Annotated in this window: 18 protein-coding genes and 1 pseudogene; 13 read left to right on the plus strand and 6 right to left on the minus strand. The window is 60.2% G+C overall.

From position 1 onward, the window contains the following. Position 1: 1 nt before the first annotated feature. Positions 2-829, minus strand: a complete 828-nt coding sequence (locus tag BTE54_RS18360; protein WP_065657145.1) for an alpha/beta hydrolase — start codon at positions 827-829, stop codon at positions 2-4. 130 nt (positions 830-959) lie between these two features. Here BTE54_RS18360 and BTE54_RS18365 point away from each other — a divergent pair, with 130 nt between their 5' ends. Together BTE54_RS18365 and BTE54_RS18370 are read left to right on the plus strand one after the other, a co-directional pair. Then, complete coding sequence (locus BTE54_RS18365; protein WP_078053457.1) at positions 960-1946, plus strand: GlxA family transcriptional regulator; 987 nt, start codon at positions 960-962, stop codon at positions 1944-1946. A gap of 96 nt (positions 1947-2042) precedes the next feature. Beyond that, entirely contained in the window at positions 2043-2774 is a 732-nt protein-coding gene (locus tag BTE54_RS18370) for a FadR/GntR family transcriptional regulator (RefSeq protein ID WP_035261197.1), read from the plus strand. Positions 2775-2824: 50 nt separating this feature from the next. Here BTE54_RS18370 and BTE54_RS25330 read toward each other — a convergent pair. Beyond that, a pseudogene (locus tag BTE54_RS25330) lies at positions 2825-3009 on the minus strand (LysE family translocator); the annotation flags it as partial. 312 nt (positions 3010-3321) lie between these two features. Here BTE54_RS25330 and BTE54_RS18380 point away from each other — a divergent pair. Genes BTE54_RS18380 through BTE54_RS18395 form a run of 4 tightly spaced genes read left to right on the plus strand, consistent with a single transcriptional unit; the run spans position 3322 to position 6830 of the window. Beyond that, positions 3322-4344 (plus strand): ABC transporter permease, encoded by a 1023-nt coding sequence (locus BTE54_RS18380; RefSeq protein ID WP_020813122.1) that lies wholly within the window; start codon positions 3322-3324, stop codon positions 4342-4344. Further along, a complete protein-coding gene (locus BTE54_RS18385) occupies positions 4344-5231 on the plus strand; it encodes an ABC transporter permease (RefSeq protein WP_003524723.1) in 888 nt (295 codons plus the stop codon). The genes BTE54_RS18380 and BTE54_RS18385 overlap by 1 nt, the downstream gene beginning before the upstream one ends. 4 nt (positions 5232-5235) lie before the next feature. Then, positions 5236-6072 carry an ABC transporter ATP-binding protein gene (locus BTE54_RS18390; protein ID WP_065657147.1) on the plus strand — a complete coding sequence of 279 codons (837 nt, stop codon included), beginning with the start codon at positions 5236-5238 and terminating at the stop codon, positions 6070-6072. Beyond that, a complete protein-coding gene (locus tag BTE54_RS18395; protein WP_065657148.1) occupies positions 6072-6830 on the plus strand; it encodes an ABC transporter ATP-binding protein in 759 nt (252 codons plus the stop codon). Before BTE54_RS18390 ends, BTE54_RS18395 begins: the two co-directional genes overlap by 1 nt. Positions 6831-7216: 386 nt before the next feature. Here BTE54_RS18395 and BTE54_RS18400 read toward each other — a convergent pair whose 3' ends face one another. The 3 genes from BTE54_RS18400 to BTE54_RS18410 form a co-directional block, all read right to left on the minus strand. After that, positions 7217-8815 carry an ABC transporter substrate-binding protein gene (locus tag BTE54_RS18400; RefSeq protein ID WP_078053458.1) on the minus strand — a complete coding sequence of 533 codons (1599 nt, stop codon included), beginning with the start codon at positions 8813-8815 and terminating at the stop codon, positions 7217-7219. An 81-nt stretch (positions 8816-8896) separates the two neighbouring features. Next, complete coding sequence (locus BTE54_RS18405; protein ID WP_078053459.1) at positions 8897-9526, minus strand: SGNH/GDSL hydrolase family protein; 630 nt, start codon at positions 9524-9526, stop codon at positions 8897-8899. 6 nt (positions 9527-9532) lie between these two features. Next, the gene (locus BTE54_RS18410; protein WP_078053460.1) at positions 9533-10681 is read right to left on the minus strand and encodes a mandelate racemase family protein; all 1149 of its coding nucleotides are present in this window, start codon (positions 10679-10681) and stop codon (positions 9533-9535) included. A gap of 436 nt (positions 10682-11117) precedes the next feature. Between BTE54_RS18410 and BTE54_RS18415 the strand changes: the two genes are divergently transcribed. Further along, complete coding sequence (locus tag BTE54_RS18415; RefSeq protein WP_078053461.1) at positions 11118-12146, plus strand: LLM class flavin-dependent oxidoreductase; 1029 nt, start codon at positions 11118-11120, stop codon at positions 12144-12146. A gap of 78 nt (positions 12147-12224) precedes the next feature. Here the strand turns inward: BTE54_RS18415 and BTE54_RS18420 are convergent, their stop codons facing one another. Then, complete coding sequence (locus BTE54_RS18420; RefSeq protein WP_065657154.1) at positions 12225-13532, minus strand: NtaA/DmoA family FMN-dependent monooxygenase; 1308 nt, start codon at positions 13530-13532, stop codon at positions 12225-12227. A gap of 359 nt (positions 13533-13891) precedes the next feature. Between BTE54_RS18420 and BTE54_RS18425 the strand changes: the two genes are divergently transcribed. The 6 genes from BTE54_RS18425 to BTE54_RS18450 all read left to right on the plus strand — a co-directional run bounded on the left by BTE54_RS18425 (position 13892) and on the right by BTE54_RS18450 (position 20731). Next, complete coding sequence (locus BTE54_RS18425) at positions 13892-14959, plus strand: ABC transporter substrate-binding protein (RefSeq protein ID WP_078053462.1); 1068 nt, start codon at positions 13892-13894, stop codon at positions 14957-14959. Between the two features lie 7 nt (positions 14960-14966). Further along, positions 14967-15857: an NmrA family NAD(P)-binding protein gene (locus BTE54_RS18430; protein ID WP_078053463.1), complete on the plus strand. Its 891-nt coding sequence runs from the start codon at positions 14967-14969 to the stop codon at positions 15855-15857. Further along, positions 15848-17032: an LLM class flavin-dependent oxidoreductase gene (locus BTE54_RS18435; protein WP_078053464.1), complete on the plus strand. Its 1185-nt coding sequence runs from the start codon at positions 15848-15850 to the stop codon at positions 17030-17032. The genes BTE54_RS18430 and BTE54_RS18435 overlap by 10 nt, the downstream gene beginning before the upstream one ends. Positions 17033-17124: 92 nt before the next feature. Continuing rightward, positions 17125-18324, plus strand: coding sequence for a M20 aminoacylase family protein (locus BTE54_RS18440; protein WP_078053465.1), 1200 nt, complete (start codon positions 17125-17127; stop codon positions 18322-18324). A gap of 34 nt (positions 18325-18358) precedes the next feature. After that, the gene (locus BTE54_RS18445) at positions 18359-19948 is read left to right on the plus strand and encodes an ABC transporter substrate-binding protein (protein WP_198939188.1); all 1590 of its coding nucleotides are present in this window, start codon (positions 18359-18361) and stop codon (positions 19946-19948) included. Positions 19949-20380: 432 nt separating this feature from the next. Then, complete coding sequence (locus BTE54_RS18450) at positions 20381-20731, plus strand: DUF3088 domain-containing protein (RefSeq protein WP_078053467.1); 351 nt, start codon at positions 20381-20383, stop codon at positions 20729-20731. Positions 20732-20735 lie beyond the last annotated feature (4 nt).

The raw sequence follows: 20735 nt of genomic DNA on the forward strand, positions 1-20735 counted from the left end.
TTCAGGCGTTGATGAAGGCGAGGAGGTCGGCGTTGAACCGGTCCTGATGGGTCTGCGTCAGGCCATGGTCGGCGCCTTCATAGATTTTGAGGACCGCGTGTTTGACGATTTTGACCGTGGAAAGCGCGGATGCACCAACTGGCACGATCTGGTCGTCATCGCCGTGCAGAACCAGCGTCGGTTTGTCGAAGGCCTTCAGGTCCTGATGGAAATCGCTTTCCGAAAAGGCGCGAATACTGTCGAGCTGACCTTTCAGGCCGCCCATCATGCCCTGCCGCCAGAATTCCTCGCGGATGCCTTCGGATATCACGGCGCCTTCGCGGTTGTAGCCGTAAAAGGGAATGGTTAGATCCTTGAAGAACTGGCTGCGATTGTCATAGGTGCCCTTGCGGATACCGTCAAAAACATCGATCGGCAGGCCGATGGCATTGCTTTCCGTCTTCAGCATCAGCGGCGGCACCGCGCCGATGAGGGCGATTTTCGCGACGCGGGCCGTGCCGTGGCGGCCGATATACCGGGTGACCTCGCCGCCGCCGGTGGAATGACCGACCAGAATGATGTCGTGAAGATCGAGCTGTTCGATCAGCTCGGCCAGATCGTCGGCATATTGATCCATGGTATTGTTATGCCAGACCTGATCGGAGCGGCCGTGGCTGCGCCGGTCATGGGCGATGGTGCGGAAACCGTTGTTTGCGAAGAACACCATCTGCGCATCCCATGTATCGGCGCTGAGCGGCCAGCCATGGGAGAAGATGATGGGCTGGCCGTCTTTGCGGCCCCAGTCCTTGTAGAAGATGTGCGTTCCGTCTCTGGTGGTGATCGTTGTCATGGCTCTCTCTCCTGTTGCAGGGAGCTTGCTTGCGTCCCGTGGGAATAGAGATACTCTGGAGGCCGCCGGGGCTGGATTGGCGCTTCTGACAGAAAACGAGCCGAAACTGACAAAACGGGGTGTGGGGTGCATGGCAGGTGTAACGGGAAGCGCGCTGGAAGTGGGGCTGGTCCTCTATCGGGACTGTCAGATCGCCATGGTGCATGGCATCACCGATCTTTTCGCCATCGCGTCGGTATTTTCACAGGATCGCGGCGGGCCGAAATTGCGGGTCAGCCACTGGAGCATGGGCGAGGGCGGTGAATTTTCCCGCTGTCACGACACCGAGCCCGGCAGGCCGGGACATCCCGACATTTTCGTTGTACCCGGCCGGTTGACCGGGCCGGCCGAAATCGCGGAAGCCGAGCCTTACGCCCGCTGGCTGCTGGATCGGCATGCGCAAGGGGCGACGCTCGCCGCCAGTTGCGGCGGTTCCTTCATTGTCGCCGCGACGGGTCTCCTGTCCGGTCGCCCGGCCACTACCCACTGGCTGTTTGCCGAGCGGTTCCGCGAACGTTTCCCCGATATCCGGCTGGAGATCGACAAGATCGTCATCGAGGATGGCGATATCATCACGGCTGGCGGGTTGATGGCGTGGACCGATCTTGGCCTGCGCATCGTCGACCGACTGCTCGGACCTTCGGTGATGATAGAAACCGGAAAGTTCCTGCTGATCGATCCCTCGGGGCGTGAACAGCGTCATTATAGCAGCTTTGCTCCGAGGCTGACGCATGGCGATGAGCCGATCCTGAAGGTGCAGCACTGGCTGCAGGCCCGCGCCGGGCGGGCGACGAGCGTTACCGACATGGCCGGCCATGCCGGGCTGGAGGAGCGGACCTTCCTACGCCGCTTCAAGGCGGCCACCGGCATGAAGCCCATCGAATATGTTCAGCATCTGCGGGTCGGCAAGGCGCGGGAATTGCTGGAATTCACCCGCCGTTCGGTCGATCAGATCGCCTGGTCGGTGGGCTATGAGGATTCAGCCGCCTTTCGCCGGGTGTTTCACCGTATTCTTGGCCTCTCACCGGGTGAATATAGGAGCCGCTTTTCCAGCAGTTCGGCCATGGCTGCAGCGTGAGGGCGGCCATTCGTCCCGGTGGTGCGCAGGCCCGGCCCTTGCAATGTAGCGGACGTTTGCTAACATGCCAGACAAGTTTAAAACAGGTGGGCCGGAATGGACGTTGAGAGCAGCACGAAGCAGGGGGTATCGCTCGCGGCGAAAATCAGTTCGGCATTACGGCGGGATCTGTCGGAGGGTGTGTTCCGCCCCGGCGACCGTCTTCCAAGCGAAAGCGAACTGACGCGTGAATATTCCGTCAGCCGAACCGTGGTGCGCGAGGCCATCGCCATTCTGCGCGCCGATGGCCTTGTTGAAGCGCGCAAGGGCGCGGGTGTTTTTGCTGTCGAAGTAAAACCGGCCAAGGAGCTGCCCTTTAACGATCTGGCCGTCGGGCGAATTTCCTCGGTGATCGAATTGCTGGAATTGCGCACCGTTTTCGAGGTCGAATCCGCCGGGCTTGCGGCATCGCGCCGTTCCGCCGTGCAGGTGGAGGCGATTGTGGATGCGCATCGGCGCGTTGGTGATTGTCTCGCCGCCGGCCTGCCGACGCGGGACGCCGATTTCGAGTTCCATCTGGCCATTGCACAGGCGACGCAGAACAGGCGGTTTCCAGAGTTTCTTCAGCTCATTCGCTCCGGCATCATTCCCCGCGGCGAATTGCAGGGTGCGGCGCCCGGGTCGCGTCCGAAGGACTACAACCTGCATCTCCAGGAGGAGCATGCGAAGATCGTCGACGCCATCATCGAAGGCGATGCCGATGCCGCCCGCCAATATATGGCGGCGCATCTGCGCGGCAGCCTTGAGCGCTACAAGGTGCTTCTGCGCTCCCGCACAGCGGTGGAGTGATCCCGACCATATATCAATGGTTTACGCAGTTGCCCGCCGATAGAAGGCCAGCCCAATCCTAGTGCAACCACGGCGATCAGGACGAAATCCGAGAGAACAGCGCCGGCCATGCCGATCATGGCGCGGTGTATTCCGAATCTCGAGCCATTGGCAAGCGCCAGTAAAACGGTGGGGCCGGGTGTCGCAATTCCGATAATGGCGACCACGGCAAAGCCAGAAGCGTCATGTCAGCCATATTTTCCTCCCCCTGAAGGTACGCACCTCATTGGTATCATAGCCAGGGACAGGTATCGGCGCATTCCGCAAGGCGGAGAATACAGGCTTTTGCGGTTGCGCAACGCAGGCCCTTTTCCCCCAAAAAAAACGAAAGCGGGGTGAGCCCGGTCCGAAATTTCCACCCGGGACACATATTTAGGAACCTCGTCCAACACGGATTCCGCTGGCATGCGCTTGACAGCTTCCAACACCTGTGACAACTTGCGGATAGTTGTCAGACAGGATTGCGCCCTAGTCACTTGCGCGGTCGATCTCTGGCAAGGGAGGAATCATGTCAAAAAGACGCCTTTCGCTATATGGCCTGTCCGGCCAGATCGGAAGTATTGCGGTCACGCTGCTTGGATTGCTGCTGCTGACCTTTTTTATTGGCCGCCTGATGCCCGCCGATCCCGTGCGGGCGATCGTGGGCGAGGATGCGACGCGCGAGACCTATGAACAGGTCTATCACGCGCTCGGTTTCGACCGTCCGCTGTGGCAACAGTTCTTCTATTATCTGGGAGACGTGTTCACCGGCGATTTCGGAACCTCGATCCGCACCGGGCGTCCGGTCATCGAAGACATCATCAGGGTCATGCCGGCGACGATGGAGCTGGCGACCTTCGCGATCCTGATCGGCGCCGGCCTCGGCATTCCCATGGGCGTTTATGCCGCCGTCAATAAAGACCGCTGGCAGGATCATCTGGTGCGGGTGCTCAGCCTGTTCGGCCATTCCATGCCGATCTTCTGGACTGGCATGATCGCGCTGATCGTTTTTTACGCCCATCTCGGCCTTGTCGGCGGCGGTGGACGCATGGACCAGTTCTATATCGGTCTGGTCGAGGAGCGGACGGGCTTTCTGCTCATCGACAGCCTGCTTGCGGGCGATATGGAGGTCTTCTGGTCGGCCATCAACCACCTCATCCTTCCCGCCGCTTTGCTCGGTTATTCCTCCTCGGCCTATATCACCCGCATGACGCGCAGCTTCATGCTGGACCAGCTGGGCCAGGAATATGTGACGACCGCTCGCGTTAAAGGCCTGTCGCAGCGGCAGACGGTGTGGCTGCATGCCTTCGGCAATATCCGCGTGCAGCTCGTCACCATCATTGCGCTTGCTTACGGCTCGCTGCTGGAAGGGGCGGTTCTCATCGAGACCGTCTTCGCCTGGCCGGGTTTCGGGCAATATCTCACCAGCAATCTTATCATCGGCGACATGAATGCCGTGATGACCTGCGTGCTTATCGTTGGCGTCATCTTCATCGGGCTCAATCTCCTGTCCGACATTCTCTACCGCTTTTTCGATCCGAGGACCCGCTGATGACGGCCCGTACAGAAACCTCCTTCCGCCTTCCGGTGCCCTTGAATGCGCTGAAGAACATCGTGGTTTTCCTCCTGAAAAGCCCGACATCGGCCTTCGGCCTAGCTGTGTTGCTGCTTCTGGTCATCGCCGCGATTTTCGCGCCCTGGCTTGCGACGCATGACCCCTACGCGCAGGATCTCGCCAACACGTTGAAGGCGCCGGGTAATGGCCACGTCTTCGGCACGGATGAGCTGGGACGCGATATCTACAGCCGCCTTCTCTGGGGCGCACGCATCACACTCACCATCATCTCGCTGGTCTCGATCATCGTCGGTCCCGTTGGCCTTCTGGTCGGCACGGCTTCCGGTTATCTCGGCGGCAAGTTCGATACGGTGATGATGCGCATCACGGATATCTTCCTGTCCTTCCCGAGCCTCATCCTGTCTCTCGCCTTCGTCGCAGCGCTCGGCCCAAGCCTCAACAATGCGATCATCGCGATTGCGCTCACCTCCTGGCCGCCGATTGCGCGCCTTGCCCGCGCCGAAGCCATGACTTTTCGCAAGGCGGATTACATTGCCGCCGCGCGGCTTCAGGGCGCATCGCCGCTGCGCATCATCGTCAAGTCGATCATGCCCATGTGCCTGCCCTCGGTCCTCATCCGCCTGACGCTGAACATGGCGACCGTCATCCTCACCGCCGCCGGCCTCGGCTTCCTCGGCCTCGGCGCGCAGCCGCCGCTGCCGGAATGGGGGGCGATGATCGCCACCGGCCGGCGTTACATGCTGGATAGCTGGTGGCTCGTCACCTTCCCCGGCATTGCGATCCTCTCCGTCAGCCTCGCCTTCAATCTTCTGGGTGATGGCCTGCGGGATGCGCTCGATCCGAAGCAGATGAACCGGAGATAGGGCCATGGAAAAACCAATCCTCGACGTCGAAAATCTCCGCATTCGCTATGGCGGCTCGCCGACTGAGGCGGTGCGCGGCATCTCCTTCACACTCGGGCGTGAACGGCTCGGCATCGTCGGTGAAAGCGGCTCGGGCAAATCCACCGTCGGCCGCGCCCTGCTGCGCCTCCTGCCGTCGGCGACGATCACCGCCGACAGGCTGGATTTCGATGGTCTCGATCTTCTCTCGCTTGATGAGAAGGAGATGTTGAAGGTTCGCGGCCGGCGCATGTCGATGATCCTTCAGGATCCGAAATTCTCCCTCAACCCCATCCGCCGGGTCGGCGACCAGGTGACGGAGACTTATCTGCGTCACTTCAAGGCTTCGAAAGCCGAGGCCCGGGAAAAGGCGCTGGCCATGCTCGATGCGGTGAAAATCCGCGATGCCGCCCGTGTTTACGAACAATATCCGCATGAGATTTCCGGCGGCATGGGCCAGCGTGTCATGATCGCCATGATGCTGCTTGCCGATCCCGATCTCGTCATCGCCGATGAGCCGACCTCGGCGCTCGATGTGACGGTGCGGCTGCAGGTGCTGAATATTCTCGACGGTCTCGTGCGCGATCGCGGCATCGGCCTCATCATGATCAGCCACGACCTCAATCTCGTGCGCAATTTCTGCGACCGTGTGCTCATCATGTATTCCGGCCGGGTGGTGGAAACGCTCGCCGCACGCGATCTCGATCAGGCGCAGCACCCCTATACGCGCGGCCTGCTGGCGGCGCAGCCGCGTATCGGCGGCTCGCGTGCGCCGCTTGCGGTGCTCGATCGCCGCCCCGAATGGCTGGAGGAGAACGTATAATGGCCGTTTCCGTTGAAACCCGCGATCTCTCCATCACCTTCGGCAGCGGCCATACGGCGCTGAAAGTGCTGCCTTCCGTATCCTTCCGCGTCGAGCCGGGTGAGTGCTTCGGGCTGGTCGGCGAAAGCGGATCGGGCAAATCCACCGTGCTTCGCTGCGTCTCCATGCTCAACGATTTCTGGACCGGCGATATCCTCATCGACGGCAGGTCGGTGCGCGATATGCCGCTGATCGAGCGGTGCCGCATGCTGCAAATGGTGTTTCAGGACCCCTACGGATCGCTGCATCCTCGCCAGTCGGTGCGCACCGTGCTTTCGGAATCGCTTGCGATCCACAAGCTCGGCGACCGTGAAGAGCGGATGCGCAAGGTCATCACGGATGTCGGACTGCCCATCTCTTTCCTCGACCGCTTCCCGCATCAGCTTTCCGGCGGTCAGCGGCAGCGCGTGGCGATTGCCCGGGCGCTGATCCTCGAACCGTCGCTGCTGCTGCTAGACGAGCCGACGTCTGCGCTCGACGTCTCGGTGCAGGCGGAAATCCTCAATCTCCTCCAGCGCCTGCGGGAAGAGCGTGGCTTCACCTATATCATGGTGACCCACGATCTCGCCGTCGTCGACCACATGTGCGACCGCTTCGCGGTGATGCTGCGCGGCGAAATCACCGAAATCCTGCCGCGCGAGGCTATCGCCGGCAATGGCGCGACGCATCCCTATGCGCGCGAACTGATCGGCGCCTCGCTGGAATATGAAGGCGCGTGAGGGCTCCAAGACCGTGACCGTCCTCCTCCGGGGCGTCACGGATAATAACATCCTCCTTCCTTGCCCGGCCTCCCTGCCGGGCATTTTTTTGGAATGGCTACGGCGGGGATGGCGGGCCGCCAATTACGCATAGGCTACTGACATAGTGCGAGACCCGCCTTCCGTCATGCCGGACTAGATCCGGCATCCAGCCACGGCGCGTCTGCGCCGTGAGAGGAGTCTTACGCGATCAAGGACTTGATCGCACTAGACCCCGGATCTAGTCCGGGGTGACGGAGTGAGGAGGCTTCGCTTGCGCCTGACACATTGGCTAAGTGGGGCTTTGTTACAGCAAAAAGGCGCGGTGTTAGCCGCGCCTTTTCCTGAGTAACCGCTGTGTCGGCGAATTACCGCTCCTTGCTCACCTCTTCAAACCGCGAAAGCCAGGGGCTGACGATCATGCCCTTGACGTCACTGCGGAAGGCGGCGGTGTCGATGACTTCGGAGAAGGGCTGAATGGACATGACGATCTCGTCCATATAGCCCTGCAGCTCCTCATAAAGCTTCGTCTGTTTCGCCACATCGCGCTCGACCAGCGCTGCCTCGATCATCTTGTTCAGCTTCTCATCGAAGAAGCTGGTTCGCCAGCTCTGGTAATTGGTGAGCTTGGCGTCATCGGCATTGTTGGGATTATAGGCGATGGAGCGCAGGTTGTTGTCCGGGTGCGGCTGCTGGCCGCCGCCGCCGCGGCCGAGCAGCAGTTCGAAGTTGCGCTCGCGCATGGCGCCGTAGATCTGGTCGCCGGAGCCGCTGATCAGTTCGGCTTGAATGCCGGCCTGCGCCAGCGTGTTCTGGATCGCCGTTGCCGCTTTCATGAAAGGGTCTTCCGAAAGCACGCGCAGCGTGGTCTTGAAACCGTTCGGATAACCGGCCTCGGCCAGAAGCGCCTTGGCTTTTTCGATGTCTAGCTTGTAGCCCTGATCCGGCAGCGCGCCCATGACGCCAGTGCTGAGGGAGCGCTGATGCAGCTTGCCGTAATAGGGCATGACCGCCTTGTCGAGACCGTCGTAGTCGATCAGGTAACGCAGGGCCTCGCGCACCTTCTTGTTGGCGAAGCGCTCATCTTTCATCGAAACGCTGAGGTAATAAAAACCGGAACCGGGTGTGGATTCGATGGTGACGGCCTTGTCGGCCTCTAGCGATTTCAGGTCCGGGGCCTGAAGGGAATAGGCAACGTCGATATCGCCTTTTTCCAGCATCAGCCGCTGCGACTGCGATTCCGGCAGATGGCGCATCAGAATGCGCTTCATTTTTGCCTTCTCACCCCAATAATTGTCGTTGCGGGTGAGGATGATATATTCGTTGGATTTCCACTGCGTCAGCTTGAAGGGGCCGGAGCCGGCGGAATTCAGCGTCAGCCATGCGCCGCCCAGATCGCCGTCCTTCTCGTTCTCAAGCGCCGTCTTGCTGTCGATGATCGAGCCGGGGCCGTTCTGCGCAAGGATCATCAGCAGAAGGTTGGGATCGTCGGGCTTCGGGATATTCAGCACGAAGGTCTGGTCGTTTTCGGCAACGAACAGCTTGTCGGCCTCTTCCAGCTTGAAACCGCGGGTTTTCAGGAAGGACGATTGCGCCAGGTTGCGGGCGAGCAGCCGCTTCAGGCTCCACGCCACGTCCTTTGCCGTCACGGCATTGCCGGAAGCGAATTTGGCATCGGCACGCAGATGGAAGCGGATCGATTTCCGGTCTTCTGCAATCTCCCAGCGTTCGGCAAGGCGAGGCTGAACGCTGCGATCTTTCGGGGAAAGCACGACCAGCGTGTCATAGACATTGTTCAGCACCTGCACGGTCTCGCGGCCGGTAATGGCGGCGGGATCGAGGGTGAGGATATTGCTCATGGTCGTGGCGACGATGAGCTGGTCTTTCGGCGTTTCGGCAAAGGCGCTGAGCGGCATGGCGCCGATCAGCAGGGCGCCAAGTGCTGCGGTTGCAAGAAAATGTTTCATCTTTCCTCCCAATACGGCCGGTTCATACGGCCTTTCCACGTTTTGATCCACACGCCCGGTTCCTCCTCGGGCGTCGCAGGATCAGCCAAGAATCTCTCTGACCGGAGCTGCGAGCGCCCGACCGATTGCCGCCGTTGCCGGCGCGTCCAGATGCACGCCATCCACCGGTGAGGCGCTGGCGACCGATCCGGCATCGAAAAAGGCATGTCCGAGTTCGGCGGCGAGTTTGCGGTAAAGCGGCGCAAGCCTGAGCGATTGCCCGATATCCCGCCCACCCGCGGGCTCTCCGCCGGGGCCCGCGACGCAGGGCGGCGGGGAGACGATCAGCAGTTTCGGAACGGCCTCACGCGGTTTGTAAATGAAGGTCTCGACGATCTGCGCCAGCCGCCGCATGCCGGAAACAGCGGCTTCCGCACGCCCGCCATGCACCGGTTTGATATCGTTGGTGCCGAGCATGACGATGGCGAGATCGAGTGGCATGTGGCAGGACAGCGCGACTTCAAGCGCCCGCGCGCCATTGCGGCAGGCCGGACCGGCATGGTCATCGTAGCAGGTGGTGCGCCCGCCAAGCCCCTCGGGGTGAACCTTTGCCTTTCCGGCAAGCGCGGCCTCCAGAACCTCCGGCCAGCGGTATTCGGCGGGGTGCCTCAGACCCGTTGCCGGGTCCGCGCCCCAGGTGAGGCTGTCTCCGAAGGCGAGCACCGTTTTCATCGCCCCTTACCTCACCCGGTTATTGTCGATGAAGGTAAAATCGATGTCCTCGCCAAGGCCCGGCCGGTCAGGGACATGTACGAAGCCGTCGCCGTCCATCGGGTCGGACAGCGACTTCAGATAATCGTGGCCGTCATCATATTCGAGGAAGGGGTGCAATAGGCCGCGCTCATACCAGCGGCAATTCTTGGTGGCGGCGACAACATGAAGGTTCATGGCCGTGTTGCCATGCACCTCGCATTCCATGCCGAAGGCTTCAGCCAGATGCATGGTCTTCAGCGCCGGGGTGATGCCGCCGACATCATTGACGCCGGTGCGCAGAATATCGCAGGCGCCGGATTTGATCCATTCGGCCCGGTGCCAATGCTTGCCTGCCGCACTTTCGGGGCCGACGACCGGAATATCGAGATTGTCGGAAAGCCATTTGTAGGAAGACAGCGACTGCTCATCCATCGGCTCTTCGATCCAGTCGAAGCCGAGTTTTTCGAGACCACGCCCCAGCGCCAGCGCATCGGTGCGGGAATACCAGTGGAAGGCGTCGATCATCAGGCGAATATCGGGTCCGACCGCCTCGCGCACGGCTGCGCAGGCCTTGAGATCCATCTTCACATCCGGTGCCCAGCTGACGGGCGGCATCCATGTGTGCAGCTTGATGCCCTTGTAGCCACGCTTCACCAGCGTTTCGGCAAAGCGACCGTAATCTTCCGGCGTCGCCAGCCCGCCTTCCAGCTCATCGCCGCACATGATGGAGCCATAGGCGAGCACCTTGTCGCGATAGCCGCCGATCAACTTGTATACAGGTTGATTGAGCGAGCGGCCGGCAAGATCCCACAGTGCGCAATCCACCACCGCCAATGTGCGGTCGGTCAGCTGCGCGGCCGAACCGCGTTGCCAGTGAGCAAGGTCCTGCCATAGCCGTTCGCGGTCGCGATGGTCTTCACCGATCAGGACTTTCTTGACGAATTTTTCGATGACATGCGGGCGAACGATCTCCGGCGCGGTGAAGGAGTGGCCTTCCTGACCGTCCTCGGTGCGGATTGTCAGCATGGCCTGTTCCACCTGATGCGCCGGACCCGGATGCGCGTGACCGGCACTGTCCGAGTGCCGACGGGTCGTCGTGCGGAAAACACGGACCTCGACGTCGGTGATGATCATAATTCCTCCCTCATGCAGGTATGGCAGCGTTTGCGATTGCTGCAATGTCATACATGTATGCGTTATTTGTCAACATGTATGATAATCTGTATTACATGTTAGTGCCAAAAATCAAGGCCATTTGCGCACGGCGTTGCACAGGTCATCGGTGAGACCGGGCTCCTGAGGGAAATTTTGCGCCTTGGCGAAAGAAAATCTGACGGGAGGCATGAGCGCGAACCCATGCCGGATGGGATTTAATCCATAATTTTAGTAGACTATTGAATCGCGCAATGATCTTTCAACAAAGGCCGGGACTATAAACGAACATGCCGTGCCAGCCGTGCCTGTCATCATGCATTCTGCATGGGTATGCGCAGCATTGAACGGCTGTCCGGAACAGGGATGGCTGCATCTGCGCTGCTGAGTTTCAACAGTCATTTCCGGATGTACAGCCATGCCTCTTTCCCATATCTCCCACTTCGCATTTCTGGTTCCGGGCAATTATCAAGATGATGATCCTGCTGGGGGGCTGGAAGAAACCCTGCGGCTTTTCGAAACCGGAGAGGCGCTGGGTTATCACAGCGCCTGGGTTCGCCAGCGCCATCTGGAGCGGGGCGTGTCATCGGCGGCTACTTTCCTCGCGGCGGCATCGCAGCGCACGAAACGGATCGGGCTCGGCACCGCTGTCATTCAGCTTGGTTATGAAAATCCCTTCAGGCTGGCGGAAGATCTGGCCACCGTGGATGTCCTGTCGCGCGGGCGGCTGAATGTCGGGGTTTCGGTGGGCGCGCCACCCTTCGCCCATCTTATTTCGGATTATGTCGATACGGTTCCCGATGCCGATTACAGCCATGCCCGCGCCGAAAAGCTGGCAAGGGCCCTGCGGTCGGAACCGCTATCCAGCGAGACGGAAGCGGGCAATGCGGCCGGCGCGCAGGTGCCGCGCCTGCGTCCAGTCGCCAGGGGGCTGACGGACCGGCTGTGGTATGGCGGCGGATCGCAGAATTCCGCGCTTCGGGCGGGGAAGGCGGGCTTCAATCTTCTGACGGGCAATATCGTCAGCGGCGAAAATACCGATGATTTTCTGACCGCGCAGGCGGCGCTGGTCAGCCGCTTCCAACAGGAATGGGCGCATGAGCGCCAGCCGCGTGTGGCTCTTGGCCGCGTGATCCTGCCGACGGATAGCGCGAGCCCTGCGACCCGCCGCCGTTACAAGGAATTCGCCGCCGAGCGTGACAAGCGCACGACCACGCCGCATGGCGCGCGCCGCACGCTTTTCCTGCCCGATATCGTTGGAACGACGGACGAAATTCTGGAGAGACTGTCGCGCGATCCCGTTCTGCCGCACGTCTCGGAATTCCGCCTCGAACTGCCCTATGAATTCCAGCCGGAAGATTATCGCCAGATCGTCACGGATTTCGCCTCCGTCCTGCCGCAGCTCTCAGGCGGGCAGCCGGTTTTGAAAGTGGCGACGGGCCAATAATATGTTCCGTTCCCGCCATTCCCGCCTCATGCGGGAGGGGCGGGAGATCGACATTTGCGATAGCGCCACCGCTGCTATTCAATCTGGATAAGGCAGGCCATAGCGGTCGCGGATCGTCGCGCCTTCATATTGGCGCGGGTAAACACCCCGATCCTGAAGCACCGGCACGACCTTTTCGACGAATTCAGCAATGTCGTCGGGTGCTCGCGGCGGCTGCAGGGTATAACCATCCACCGTGCCATCCTGCCAGAGGTCGATAATGCCATCCGCCACCTCTTCCGGCGTGCCGAGCAGCAGCCGGTGATGTCCTTCCGAGCGGCGCACGGCCTCGCGGGCGGTGAGCTTTTCGTGGGTCAGCAGGTCGGAAAGGCCAAGCCCCATGCCCACCGCCCATTGCCGGTTCTGGTCCGGGACGAAACGTTCCGCATCGAGTTTCACATCGGGATTGAAATCGCGGGGATCGATGCCGTTTTCCCTAGCGAAGCGCGCCAGCAGACCGTCTTCGGAGCCTGTTCCGCTATACAGTTCGTGTTTACGCAATGCTTCCTCGCGGGTCTCGCCGAGAATGACAACGAGGCCCGGAACGATGCGGACGCCGGAGGGATCGCGGCCGAGGGAAATGGCTCGGTCGCGGACCTTCTTGCCAAAGGCCTGGCCCGCCGGGCGTGACAGGATGTTGCAATAGATAATCTCGCCATGGCGTGCCGCCAGATCGATGCCGCCTTCGGAGGCGCCGGCCTGCGCGATGACGGGATGCCCCTGCGGCCCACGCGGAACGTTGAGCGGGCCTTTGACATGGAAATATTGCCCCTCGTGATCGATGGTTTCGGCGGTCGCCGCATCCCAGAAACGCTCTTCCGGCACCTGGCCTTCGCGGCGCGGATCCCAGCTTGACCAGAGTTTTTTCGCCACATCGAGAAATTCGGTGGCCTTGGCATATCTCTCGCTGCGCGGCGGCAGCGGATCGTTGCCGAAATTGGCGGCGACATTGGGATTGAAGGAAGAGACGATGTTGACGATCAGCCTGCCGCCGGTGACAAGGTCGATGGATTGGGTTCGTCTGGCGAAATTATAGGGCGAATTATAGGTGGAGGATACCGTTGCCACAAAACCGATATCCGGCACCTGTGCGGCAAGCGATGTCGAGAGAATGAGCGGATCGATGGTGTGAAACGGGCGGCTTGCCGGGTCGGTCAGCAGTGCCGGGTGGTCGGAAAGGAAAACCGCGTCGAACCGGCCCTTATGCGCCAGTTCCGTCAGCCGGCGATAATAGCCTATGTCATTGATGTCGTGCCGGTCTCCGCTCCGGTATTTCCAGGCATTGGCGAGGTATCCGGTGGTGTTGATGCCGACATTGAGATTAAGCCGGCGTTTGGTCTTGCTCATGCTGCCACGTTTCTTTCAGGTCTGTTGGATTGCCGGCCTGTATTGACCGGCGCAATTGCGGGAAGGGTAACAGCCGGGGGTCCGGTCGCGAGTTAAAAATCCTTGCTGCGCGGAGAAGAAAAACTTTTATTCGTGGCAGCACCCAAGCTACGGTTGAAAGGAGATAACGGCCGAGGCGGGGGTAGGGATGCGACCCAGAATCTTGCCATTATCGAAAGGATATTCCGTCATCTCGGTATATTGTGAATAAGATGGAAACGAATTTCCCCAATCGCGCCTGAAATAGTACACTTTATCTATAGAAAATATTTTATGGCGTGTAGCGTGCCGTCCAGATCGCAATTTCGAGGACGAACGCCATGGCTGATGCCGCCCTTCGCCAGATAACCCAACCCGTAACCGTGTGGTACACACGCTGCCCGGCGCCCACGCCGCTTTCGATCGCGGCGCAACTGGGCTGGATCGAGGACAGTTTCGGCACCCATGGAATCTCTGTTTCCTCCATTCGCGATGCGGCCGATCCGGCCATTCGCCAGAGCCATTTCGATCACCGTCTGGACTGGTCCTTCCGTCAGGGCGGCAATATTCCGCCGATCTGGGCGAAATCAGGCGGCCGGAAAACACGGCTGGTGGGGCTGACGAGAACCGACGAATTTCAGGCCGTCATCGCTTTGCCAGCAAGCGGAATAAGCAGGGGCAGCGACCTGAAGGGACGGCGCATCGGCCTGCCGAAACGGCCGAATGAAACCATCGATTTCCAGCGTGCGACATCCCTGAAGGGCATCGTTTCGGCGCTGACGATCTCGGGCCTCGCCGTTGCGGATATCGAGCTTGTCGATCTCACGGCGAAAGAGCCGGTGTTGCTCGATCCCTCTGACGACAGGTTCCATGGTCTGCGCCGACGGTTTCCTTATGGCGAGGAGATTGCAGCGCTGCATCGGGGCCAGATCGATGCGTTTTTCGTCAAGGGGGCGGAAGGCGTCACGGTCGCTAATCTGATCGGTGCGCAGGTCGTGGTGTCGACGGGATTTCACCCCGATCCGAAAATCCGCATCAACAACGGCACGCCGCGCCCCTTGACGGTGGACGCCACCTTTGCCGATGAGCGGCCCGATCTGGTGGCGGAACTGGTGGCCACCGTCCATCGGGTTGCCCAATGGGCAAATGACAATCCGGCGGAAGCCGTGCGTTTCATCGCCCGTGAGATCGGCGTCAGCGAGGAGGCGGTTCTGGCTGCGAATGGCCCGGATGTGCACCGCAATCTGAGGCTCGATCTCGATCCGGCCGAGCTGGATGCACTCAGCCATTTCAAGGATTTCCTGCTGGAATGGAAATTCATTCCGGCGGATTTCGATGTGCAGGATTGGGCCGATCCACGCGCCCTTTATTCACAGCAAGATGCTGCGCAACGCAGTGCGGGAAAGTGAGGGCGTCATGACAGCCACCATTCTTGTAACGGGCGCAACCGGCAAGCTCGGCAGACGTGTCGTCAGCCGTCTCTTGCAGAAAGCGGTGAAGGTTCGGGTGCTGACCCGCAGGCGCGAGGACGCGCTCAAGCTCTGGGGCGACAGGGTCGAGATTGCGGAGGGTAATTTTTCCGATCCGGCCAGCCTGAAGGAGGCCTTGCGCGGTATCGAGACCGTCTTTCTGCTTTCCCCCATCGGTGAAATGCTGGCGGCGGACCAGAAGGCGGTCATCGATGCCGCCATCTCCGCCGGTGCATCGCGGATCGTGAAAATATCCGGCTCCGACTGGACCATTGAGAATGCCGTACATTCCATTTCGGGAGCGGCGCATGCCGAGGTGGAAGCGCATCTGGCCGCAAGCGGTGTCGCGTATACGGTGCTGCGGCCGAATGCCTGGATGCAGGTTGCACTGGAACCCGTTGTCTCCGCGCTGCGCAAGGGAGAGGATGTGCCCGCCCGCTTCGGCGACGCGGCTGTCTCCTTCATCGATGCGGACGATATTGCCGATGTCGCGGTTCATGCGCTCACCACAAGCGCGCCTTTTTCCGGCGTCTTGGTGCTGACCGGTGGCGAAGCCTTGTCGGCGCTGGAAATCGCCCGCATCGCGGCGCGCATCCAGCATCGGCCCGTGGGAATTTCGGACAATGCCGCCCCGGCCTTTCCGCCGCATATCAGCGCGTTTGAACAGAAGGCGGTCGGCGAATTCGGTCAACTCATCCGCAAAGGTCTAGCGGCGTCCGTCAACAATACCGTCCAGCAGATTACCGGCCGTTTGCCCCGCAGCGTGGAGGACTATCTCCGTGTCCGGCTGGCAACCACCCCGCAGGATCATTCCGAGGGAGAAAAGACATGGCGTTGACTGTTCCGCTGCCTGAAGGTTCTGAGCTGAAAAGTCTCGACCTGAAAAGTCCGACCGATTTCGAAGACAGCCCGCTTAGCCGGGCGGTGAAACAGCCACTGATGCTGGGCCTCTTCCTCAATCTGCAGGACATCAATTTCTCCAGCCTGCCGACCAGCAACAGCTGGACCTTCGATTATAATGTCGAACTGGTGAAGCGCGCAGAGGAGTTAGGTTTCGAGATCGCCTTCAGCCGCACGCAATGGCTGCCGAAGGGCGGTTATGACGGCGAATCCTCGCTCGACAGTTTCATCGCGCTTGGCGCCATGGCGGCCGTCACGAAGAGCATTCTGCTGATCTCCACCATCCATGTGCTTTATGGGCCTCTGCATCCGCTGCATCTCGCCAAATATGGTGCGACGCTGGATCATATCGCCAAGGGACGCTGGGGCATCAACATCGTCACCGGCCACCGCGCCATCGAGCATGAAATGTTCGGCTGGCAGCGTATCGACCACGACAAGCGTTACGATATGGCCGGCGAATTGTTCGATGTGCTGCATCGTCTGTGGGGGGAGACTGAGAATTTTTCCTATGAGGGAAAACTCAATCCCTGGGCGATCAACAATGGCTGGATCACGCCGAAGCCTGCTTTCGGACGTCCGCCGTTGGTGACGGCGACAGGTTCGCCCGCCGGCATCGATTTCGCCGCCCGCCATTCCGATCTGGTTTTCGTCACCTCGCCCGGCGGTGCGCATATAGACAGCGCGCTGGAAACGCTTCCAGATCATGTCGCAAACATTAAAACCCGCGCAAAGGCCTATGGCCGGCAGGTGAAGACGATCATCAACCCGATCATCGTCAGCCGCGATACGGAGAAGGAGGCAATCGCCTATGCGGATGCCATCGAGGCTGGAAAACCGCAGCCCGGCACCCGCGCCTTCGCCACCAATAATTATGACAGCGATGCCCATGCCTGGCGCGGCCGCGGCGATGCGCGCCACAAGCAGGGGCGCAATCTTGGCGGCAATATCGAAATCATCGGTTCGCCAGAGCAGGTAGTCGAGCAGCTTGTCGGTCTGAAAAAGGCAGGGATCGATGGGGTTCAGCTGAATTTCTACGATTTCCGCGAAGACCTCGATTATTTCGCAGAGCGCATTCTGCCGCTGATGAAGGAGGCGGGCCTGAGGCTCTGACGCCTCTCCCGCTGCATTTTCCAGTCCCGAAAACCACCCTTCGCAATCGCCCCGATTGCGAGAACGATATTTTTTTGCCCTGAGGAGATACCGTGAATATCGCCGTCGATCCCGTCAAAACGCCCGCTCCTAAAATTCTGGATCGGATCGGGACCTATGTTCCCGAACTCGTCTCCATCCGCCACGATCTGCACCGGCATCCGGAAATCGGTTTCGAGGAGGTCCGCACCTCCGGCATCGTCGCCGAAAAGCTCGCCTCCTGGGGCATTGAGGTGCATCGCGGTTATGGCACGACCGGCGTGGTCGGCGTGCTGCGCGGCCGCCATGCGGGCAATCGTTCCATCGGGCTGCGGGCGGATATGGATGCCCTGCCGATGCCGGAGGAGACCGGTCTGCCCTATGCGTCGGTCTATCCCGGCAAATTCCACGGCTGCGGGCATGATGTGCACACCACCATCCTGCTCGGCACCGCCCGTTATCTGGCCGAAACCCGCGATTTCGCCGGCACGGTGGTGTTCATTTTCCAGCCGGCCGAGGAAGGTCTCGGCGGGGCGCGCGCCATGATCGCCGACGGGCTGTTCAAGGACTTCCCCGTCGATGAGATTTACGGGCTGCACAATTCCTCCCATGCGGCGCCCAATCACCTCAAGGTTTCGCCCGGCACCATTCTGGCGGGGGCGGATTTCTTCGATATCCGGTTGAAGGGCAGGGGTGCCCACGCTGCTCACCCCGATGTTTCGCGTGACCCGGTGCCGGCGACGGGTGAACTGATACAGGCGCTGCAAACCATCGTCAGCCGCAACGTGCCGCCGACCGATCCTGCCGTGCTGTCGATCACCCGCATCGAGGCGGGATCGGCCTATAACGTCATTCCCGAAACGGCCGCGATTGCAGGCACCGTGCGGGCCTTCTCCGACAGCGTGCGCGAAAACATAAGGGAGCGCATCCGCACGATTTCCGATCACATTGCCGCGGCGCACGGCCTCACCGCCGAGGTGGATATTCGCGACATATTCTCGGTTCTCACCAATGACGATGCATCTGTGGAGATCGTCGCCGGTGTCGCGCGCGAGATTCTTGGAGACGAGCGCGTTTCCACCGAGCCCGGCCGCTTCATGGGCAGCGAGGATTTTGCCGATCTCCTGAAACACGCGCCCGGCGCGTTTTTCACCCTCGGCCATTCCGGCACGGTGCCCGCCCATAATCCCGGTTTCATCGTTGACGACGCCATTCTGCCGGTTGGCGCCACCCTGTTTGCCCGGCTGGTGGAAACCCGGCTGAAACCTGCGTGAACATTTAAAAACAAGCCTGCAAAAGGAAACATCCATGGATATTACAAGACGTAAGACATTGCTTTTGAGTGCAGCGCTAACCGGGGCCATGCTGTTGCCCTCCCTGCCGGCTCTGGCGGCCGAAACGCCGAAAAAGGGCGGGATCGTCACCCTTGCAGGCCTTGGAGAGCCGACGACGCTGGTGCCGCTTTCCGATTCCAATACGCGCACCCGCGCCATTTCCACGAAAATCCTCGAAGGGCTGGTGCGGTTCGACAGCGAGTTCAAACCGCACCCGGTTCTGGCCGAAAGCTGGGAAACATCGGCCGATGGACTGCGCCACACTTTCAAGCTGCGCAAGGGCGTCAAATGGCATGACGGCAAGGATTTCACGTCGCAGGACGTCAAATTTTCCCTGCTGGCCTTCAAGAAGGTCGGTCCACGCGGGCGCATTACCTTCGCCAATGTTGCAGATATTGAAACGCCCGATCCGCTGACGGCCGTGGTGGTGCTTTCAAAGCCCGCGCCCTATCTCCTGCGGGCGCTGACAGGTGGCGAAACGCCCATCCTGCCGGCCCATGCCTATGCTTCGGAAAATTATAACGAAAGCCCGAACGGTAACGCGCCGGTCGGCACCGGCCCCTTTGTCTTCGAGGAATGGAAGCGCGGCAGCTATGTGAAGCTGAAGAAGAACCCGAACTACTGGCAGGCCGATCTTCCCTATCTCGACGGTTTCGTGGCCCGTTTCGTTGCCGATTCGGCATCCACCACCATTTCCGTCGAAACCGGCGAGGCGGATTATACCGCCGATGTGTCCTACAGCGATCTGGAGCGTCTGCGGCAAAATCCGAAGCTTGCCGTGGAGGTCTACACCGACTCCTATCTCAACAATGCCGCCGTGTTCGAATTCAATCTCGAAAATCCGATCCTTGCCAAAAAGGAAGTCCGGCACGCCTTGGCGCATGCCATCGACCGCGATTTCATCAATGACGCCATCTTCTTCGGGACGGCGAAACCTGCCGGTTCCAACATCCCGGCAGTCTTCACCGCCTATAACGACGAAAAGCCTTTCAATTATCCCTTCGATCTCGCCAAAGCGAACGAGCTGTTGGACAAAGCGGGCTACCCGAAGGGTGCGGATGGTACCCGTTTTTCGCTGCGGCTGGCCTTCCTGCCGTCCGACGTCTTCCGCAAAACCTCCGAATATCTCCGCTCATCCTTCGGCAAACTCGGCGTGAAGGTTGATATCGTCGAAGGCGATCTCGCCACCTTCATCAAGCGGGTCTATACGGAGCGCGGTTTTGACCTGACGGTGAATGGCATCAGCCGCCTGTTCGATCCGACGGCGGGCGTGCAGCGCCTCTATTGGTCCGACGGCATCAAGAAACCCGCGCCTTATGTCAACGCGGCCCACTACAACAACCCCAAGGTGGATGATCTTTTTCGTGCGGCCGCGATTGAAGTGGACGAAACGAAACGGGCGGGGCAGTTCCACGACATCCAGAAAATCACCGGCGACGATCTGCCGAATTTCTCGATCGTCGCTTTGCCGACTGTCATTCTGCGCAATACCAGCCTGAAATCGCTCGTGACGACCATCGACATTGCCTATGGCGATCTGGCGACGGCCTGGAAAGGCGAGTGAGTATTTGTCAAAAGGCGTGGCATCTAAGCTCCGTCACCCCGGACTGGATCCGGGGTCCAGTGCGATCAAGTCCTTGATCGCAAGAGACTCCTCTCACGGCGCGGACGCGCCGTGGCTGGATGCCGGGTCAAGCCCGGCATGACGGAGGAGGAGTCTACGATCACCAACATTAACCCGGCAATTCTGCCGGGTTTTTTATTGCCGAAATCCGCCTTCCATCCTTTTTCCACCTTCGCGCGGCACGCCCGTTTCAGGGAAAAACTTTGCGCATGAAACAGGTCGGGCGAAACAGCGATGCCATCCGCGAAATTTTCGAAAAAATAAGTTTCATCAATAATTTAGCACAAAGCAATTCTTCGTTTCAAAGCAAGAATTGCTTTCTGGACCCGTGCTTTGGCGGCCTGCACTGTGAGCTGGAAATCTCACCCTCACATGATGGATGCCATGGCCAAGGATACGCTTTTTTTGATCGCCCCCGGTTTTGAAGACCCAAAACACCTCGGTGTCCGCTTCGTCTGCCCGCATTGCAACCAGATCGAAGGCCTGCTTGCCGCCTTTCCGGACCTTGCCGCCGGGATCGATGTCCATCGCGTCGGTTTCCAGCGCCCGCGTGAGGCTGTCATCGCCGCCGTGGGTGAGGAAAACCAGTCGCTGCCGCTGTTCATCTTCGCCGGCGACGCGCCCAGCGACGCTACGGCCAAGGGCGCGACGCATTTCATTCAGGACACCAAACGCATTTTGCAAATCCTTGCCGAGCGCCATGGGTTCCCGCAGCTGCACTGAGTTG

This window comes from Agrobacterium sp. YIC 4121 (genome assembly GCF_002008205.1).
Classification (GTDB): Bacteria; Pseudomonadota; Alphaproteobacteria; order Rhizobiales; family Rhizobiaceae; genus Agrobacterium; species Agrobacterium leguminum.

Excerpts from the sequence above, each read along its gene's own strand:
- BTE54_RS18360 (WP_065657145.1), bottom strand. The coding sequence starts at position 829 with ATGACAACGATCACCACCAGAGACGGAACGCACATCTTCTACAAGGAC.
- BTE54_RS18365 (WP_078053457.1), top strand. The coding sequence starts at position 960 with ATGGCAGGTGTAACGGGAAGCGCGCTGGAAGTGGGGCTGGTCCTCTAT.
- BTE54_RS18370 (WP_035261197.1), top strand. The coding sequence starts at position 2,043 with ATGGACGTTGAGAGCAGCACGAAGCAGGGGGTATCGCTCGCGGCGAAA.
- BTE54_RS18380 (WP_020813122.1), top strand. The coding sequence starts at position 3,322 with ATGTCAAAAAGACGCCTTTCGCTATATGGCCTGTCCGGCCAGATCGGA.
- BTE54_RS18385 (WP_003524723.1), top strand. The coding sequence starts at position 4,344 with ATGACGGCCCGTACAGAAACCTCCTTCCGCCTTCCGGTGCCCTTGAAT.
- BTE54_RS18390 (WP_065657147.1), top strand. The coding sequence starts at position 5,236 with ATGGAAAAACCAATCCTCGACGTCGAAAATCTCCGCATTCGCTATGGC.
- BTE54_RS18395 (WP_065657148.1), top strand. The coding sequence starts at position 6,072 with ATGGCCGTTTCCGTTGAAACCCGCGATCTCTCCATCACCTTCGGCAGC.
- BTE54_RS18400 (WP_078053458.1), bottom strand. The coding sequence starts at position 8,815 with ATGAAACATTTTCTTGCAACCGCAGCACTTGGCGCCCTGCTGATCGGC.
- BTE54_RS18405 (WP_078053459.1), bottom strand. The coding sequence starts at position 9,526 with ATGAAAACGGTGCTCGCCTTCGGAGACAGCCTCACCTGGGGCGCGGAC.
- BTE54_RS18410 (WP_078053460.1), bottom strand. The coding sequence starts at position 10,681 with ATGATCATCACCGACGTCGAGGTCCGTGTTTTCCGCACGACGACCCGT.
- BTE54_RS18415 (WP_078053461.1), top strand. The coding sequence starts at position 11,118 with ATGCCTCTTTCCCATATCTCCCACTTCGCATTTCTGGTTCCGGGCAAT.
- BTE54_RS18420 (WP_065657154.1), bottom strand. The coding sequence starts at position 13,532 with ATGAGCAAGACCAAACGCCGGCTTAATCTCAATGTCGGCATCAACACC.
- BTE54_RS18425 (WP_078053462.1), top strand. The coding sequence starts at position 13,892 with ATGGCTGATGCCGCCCTTCGCCAGATAACCCAACCCGTAACCGTGTGG.
- BTE54_RS18430 (WP_078053463.1), top strand. The coding sequence starts at position 14,967 with ATGACAGCCACCATTCTTGTAACGGGCGCAACCGGCAAGCTCGGCAGA.
- BTE54_RS18435 (WP_078053464.1), top strand. The coding sequence starts at position 15,848 with ATGGCGTTGACTGTTCCGCTGCCTGAAGGTTCTGAGCTGAAAAGTCTC.
- BTE54_RS18445 (WP_198939188.1), top strand. The coding sequence starts at position 18,359 with ATGGATATTACAAGACGTAAGACATTGCTTTTGAGTGCAGCGCTAACC.
- BTE54_RS18450 (WP_078053467.1), top strand. The coding sequence starts at position 20,381 with ATGATGGATGCCATGGCCAAGGATACGCTTTTTTTGATCGCCCCCGGT.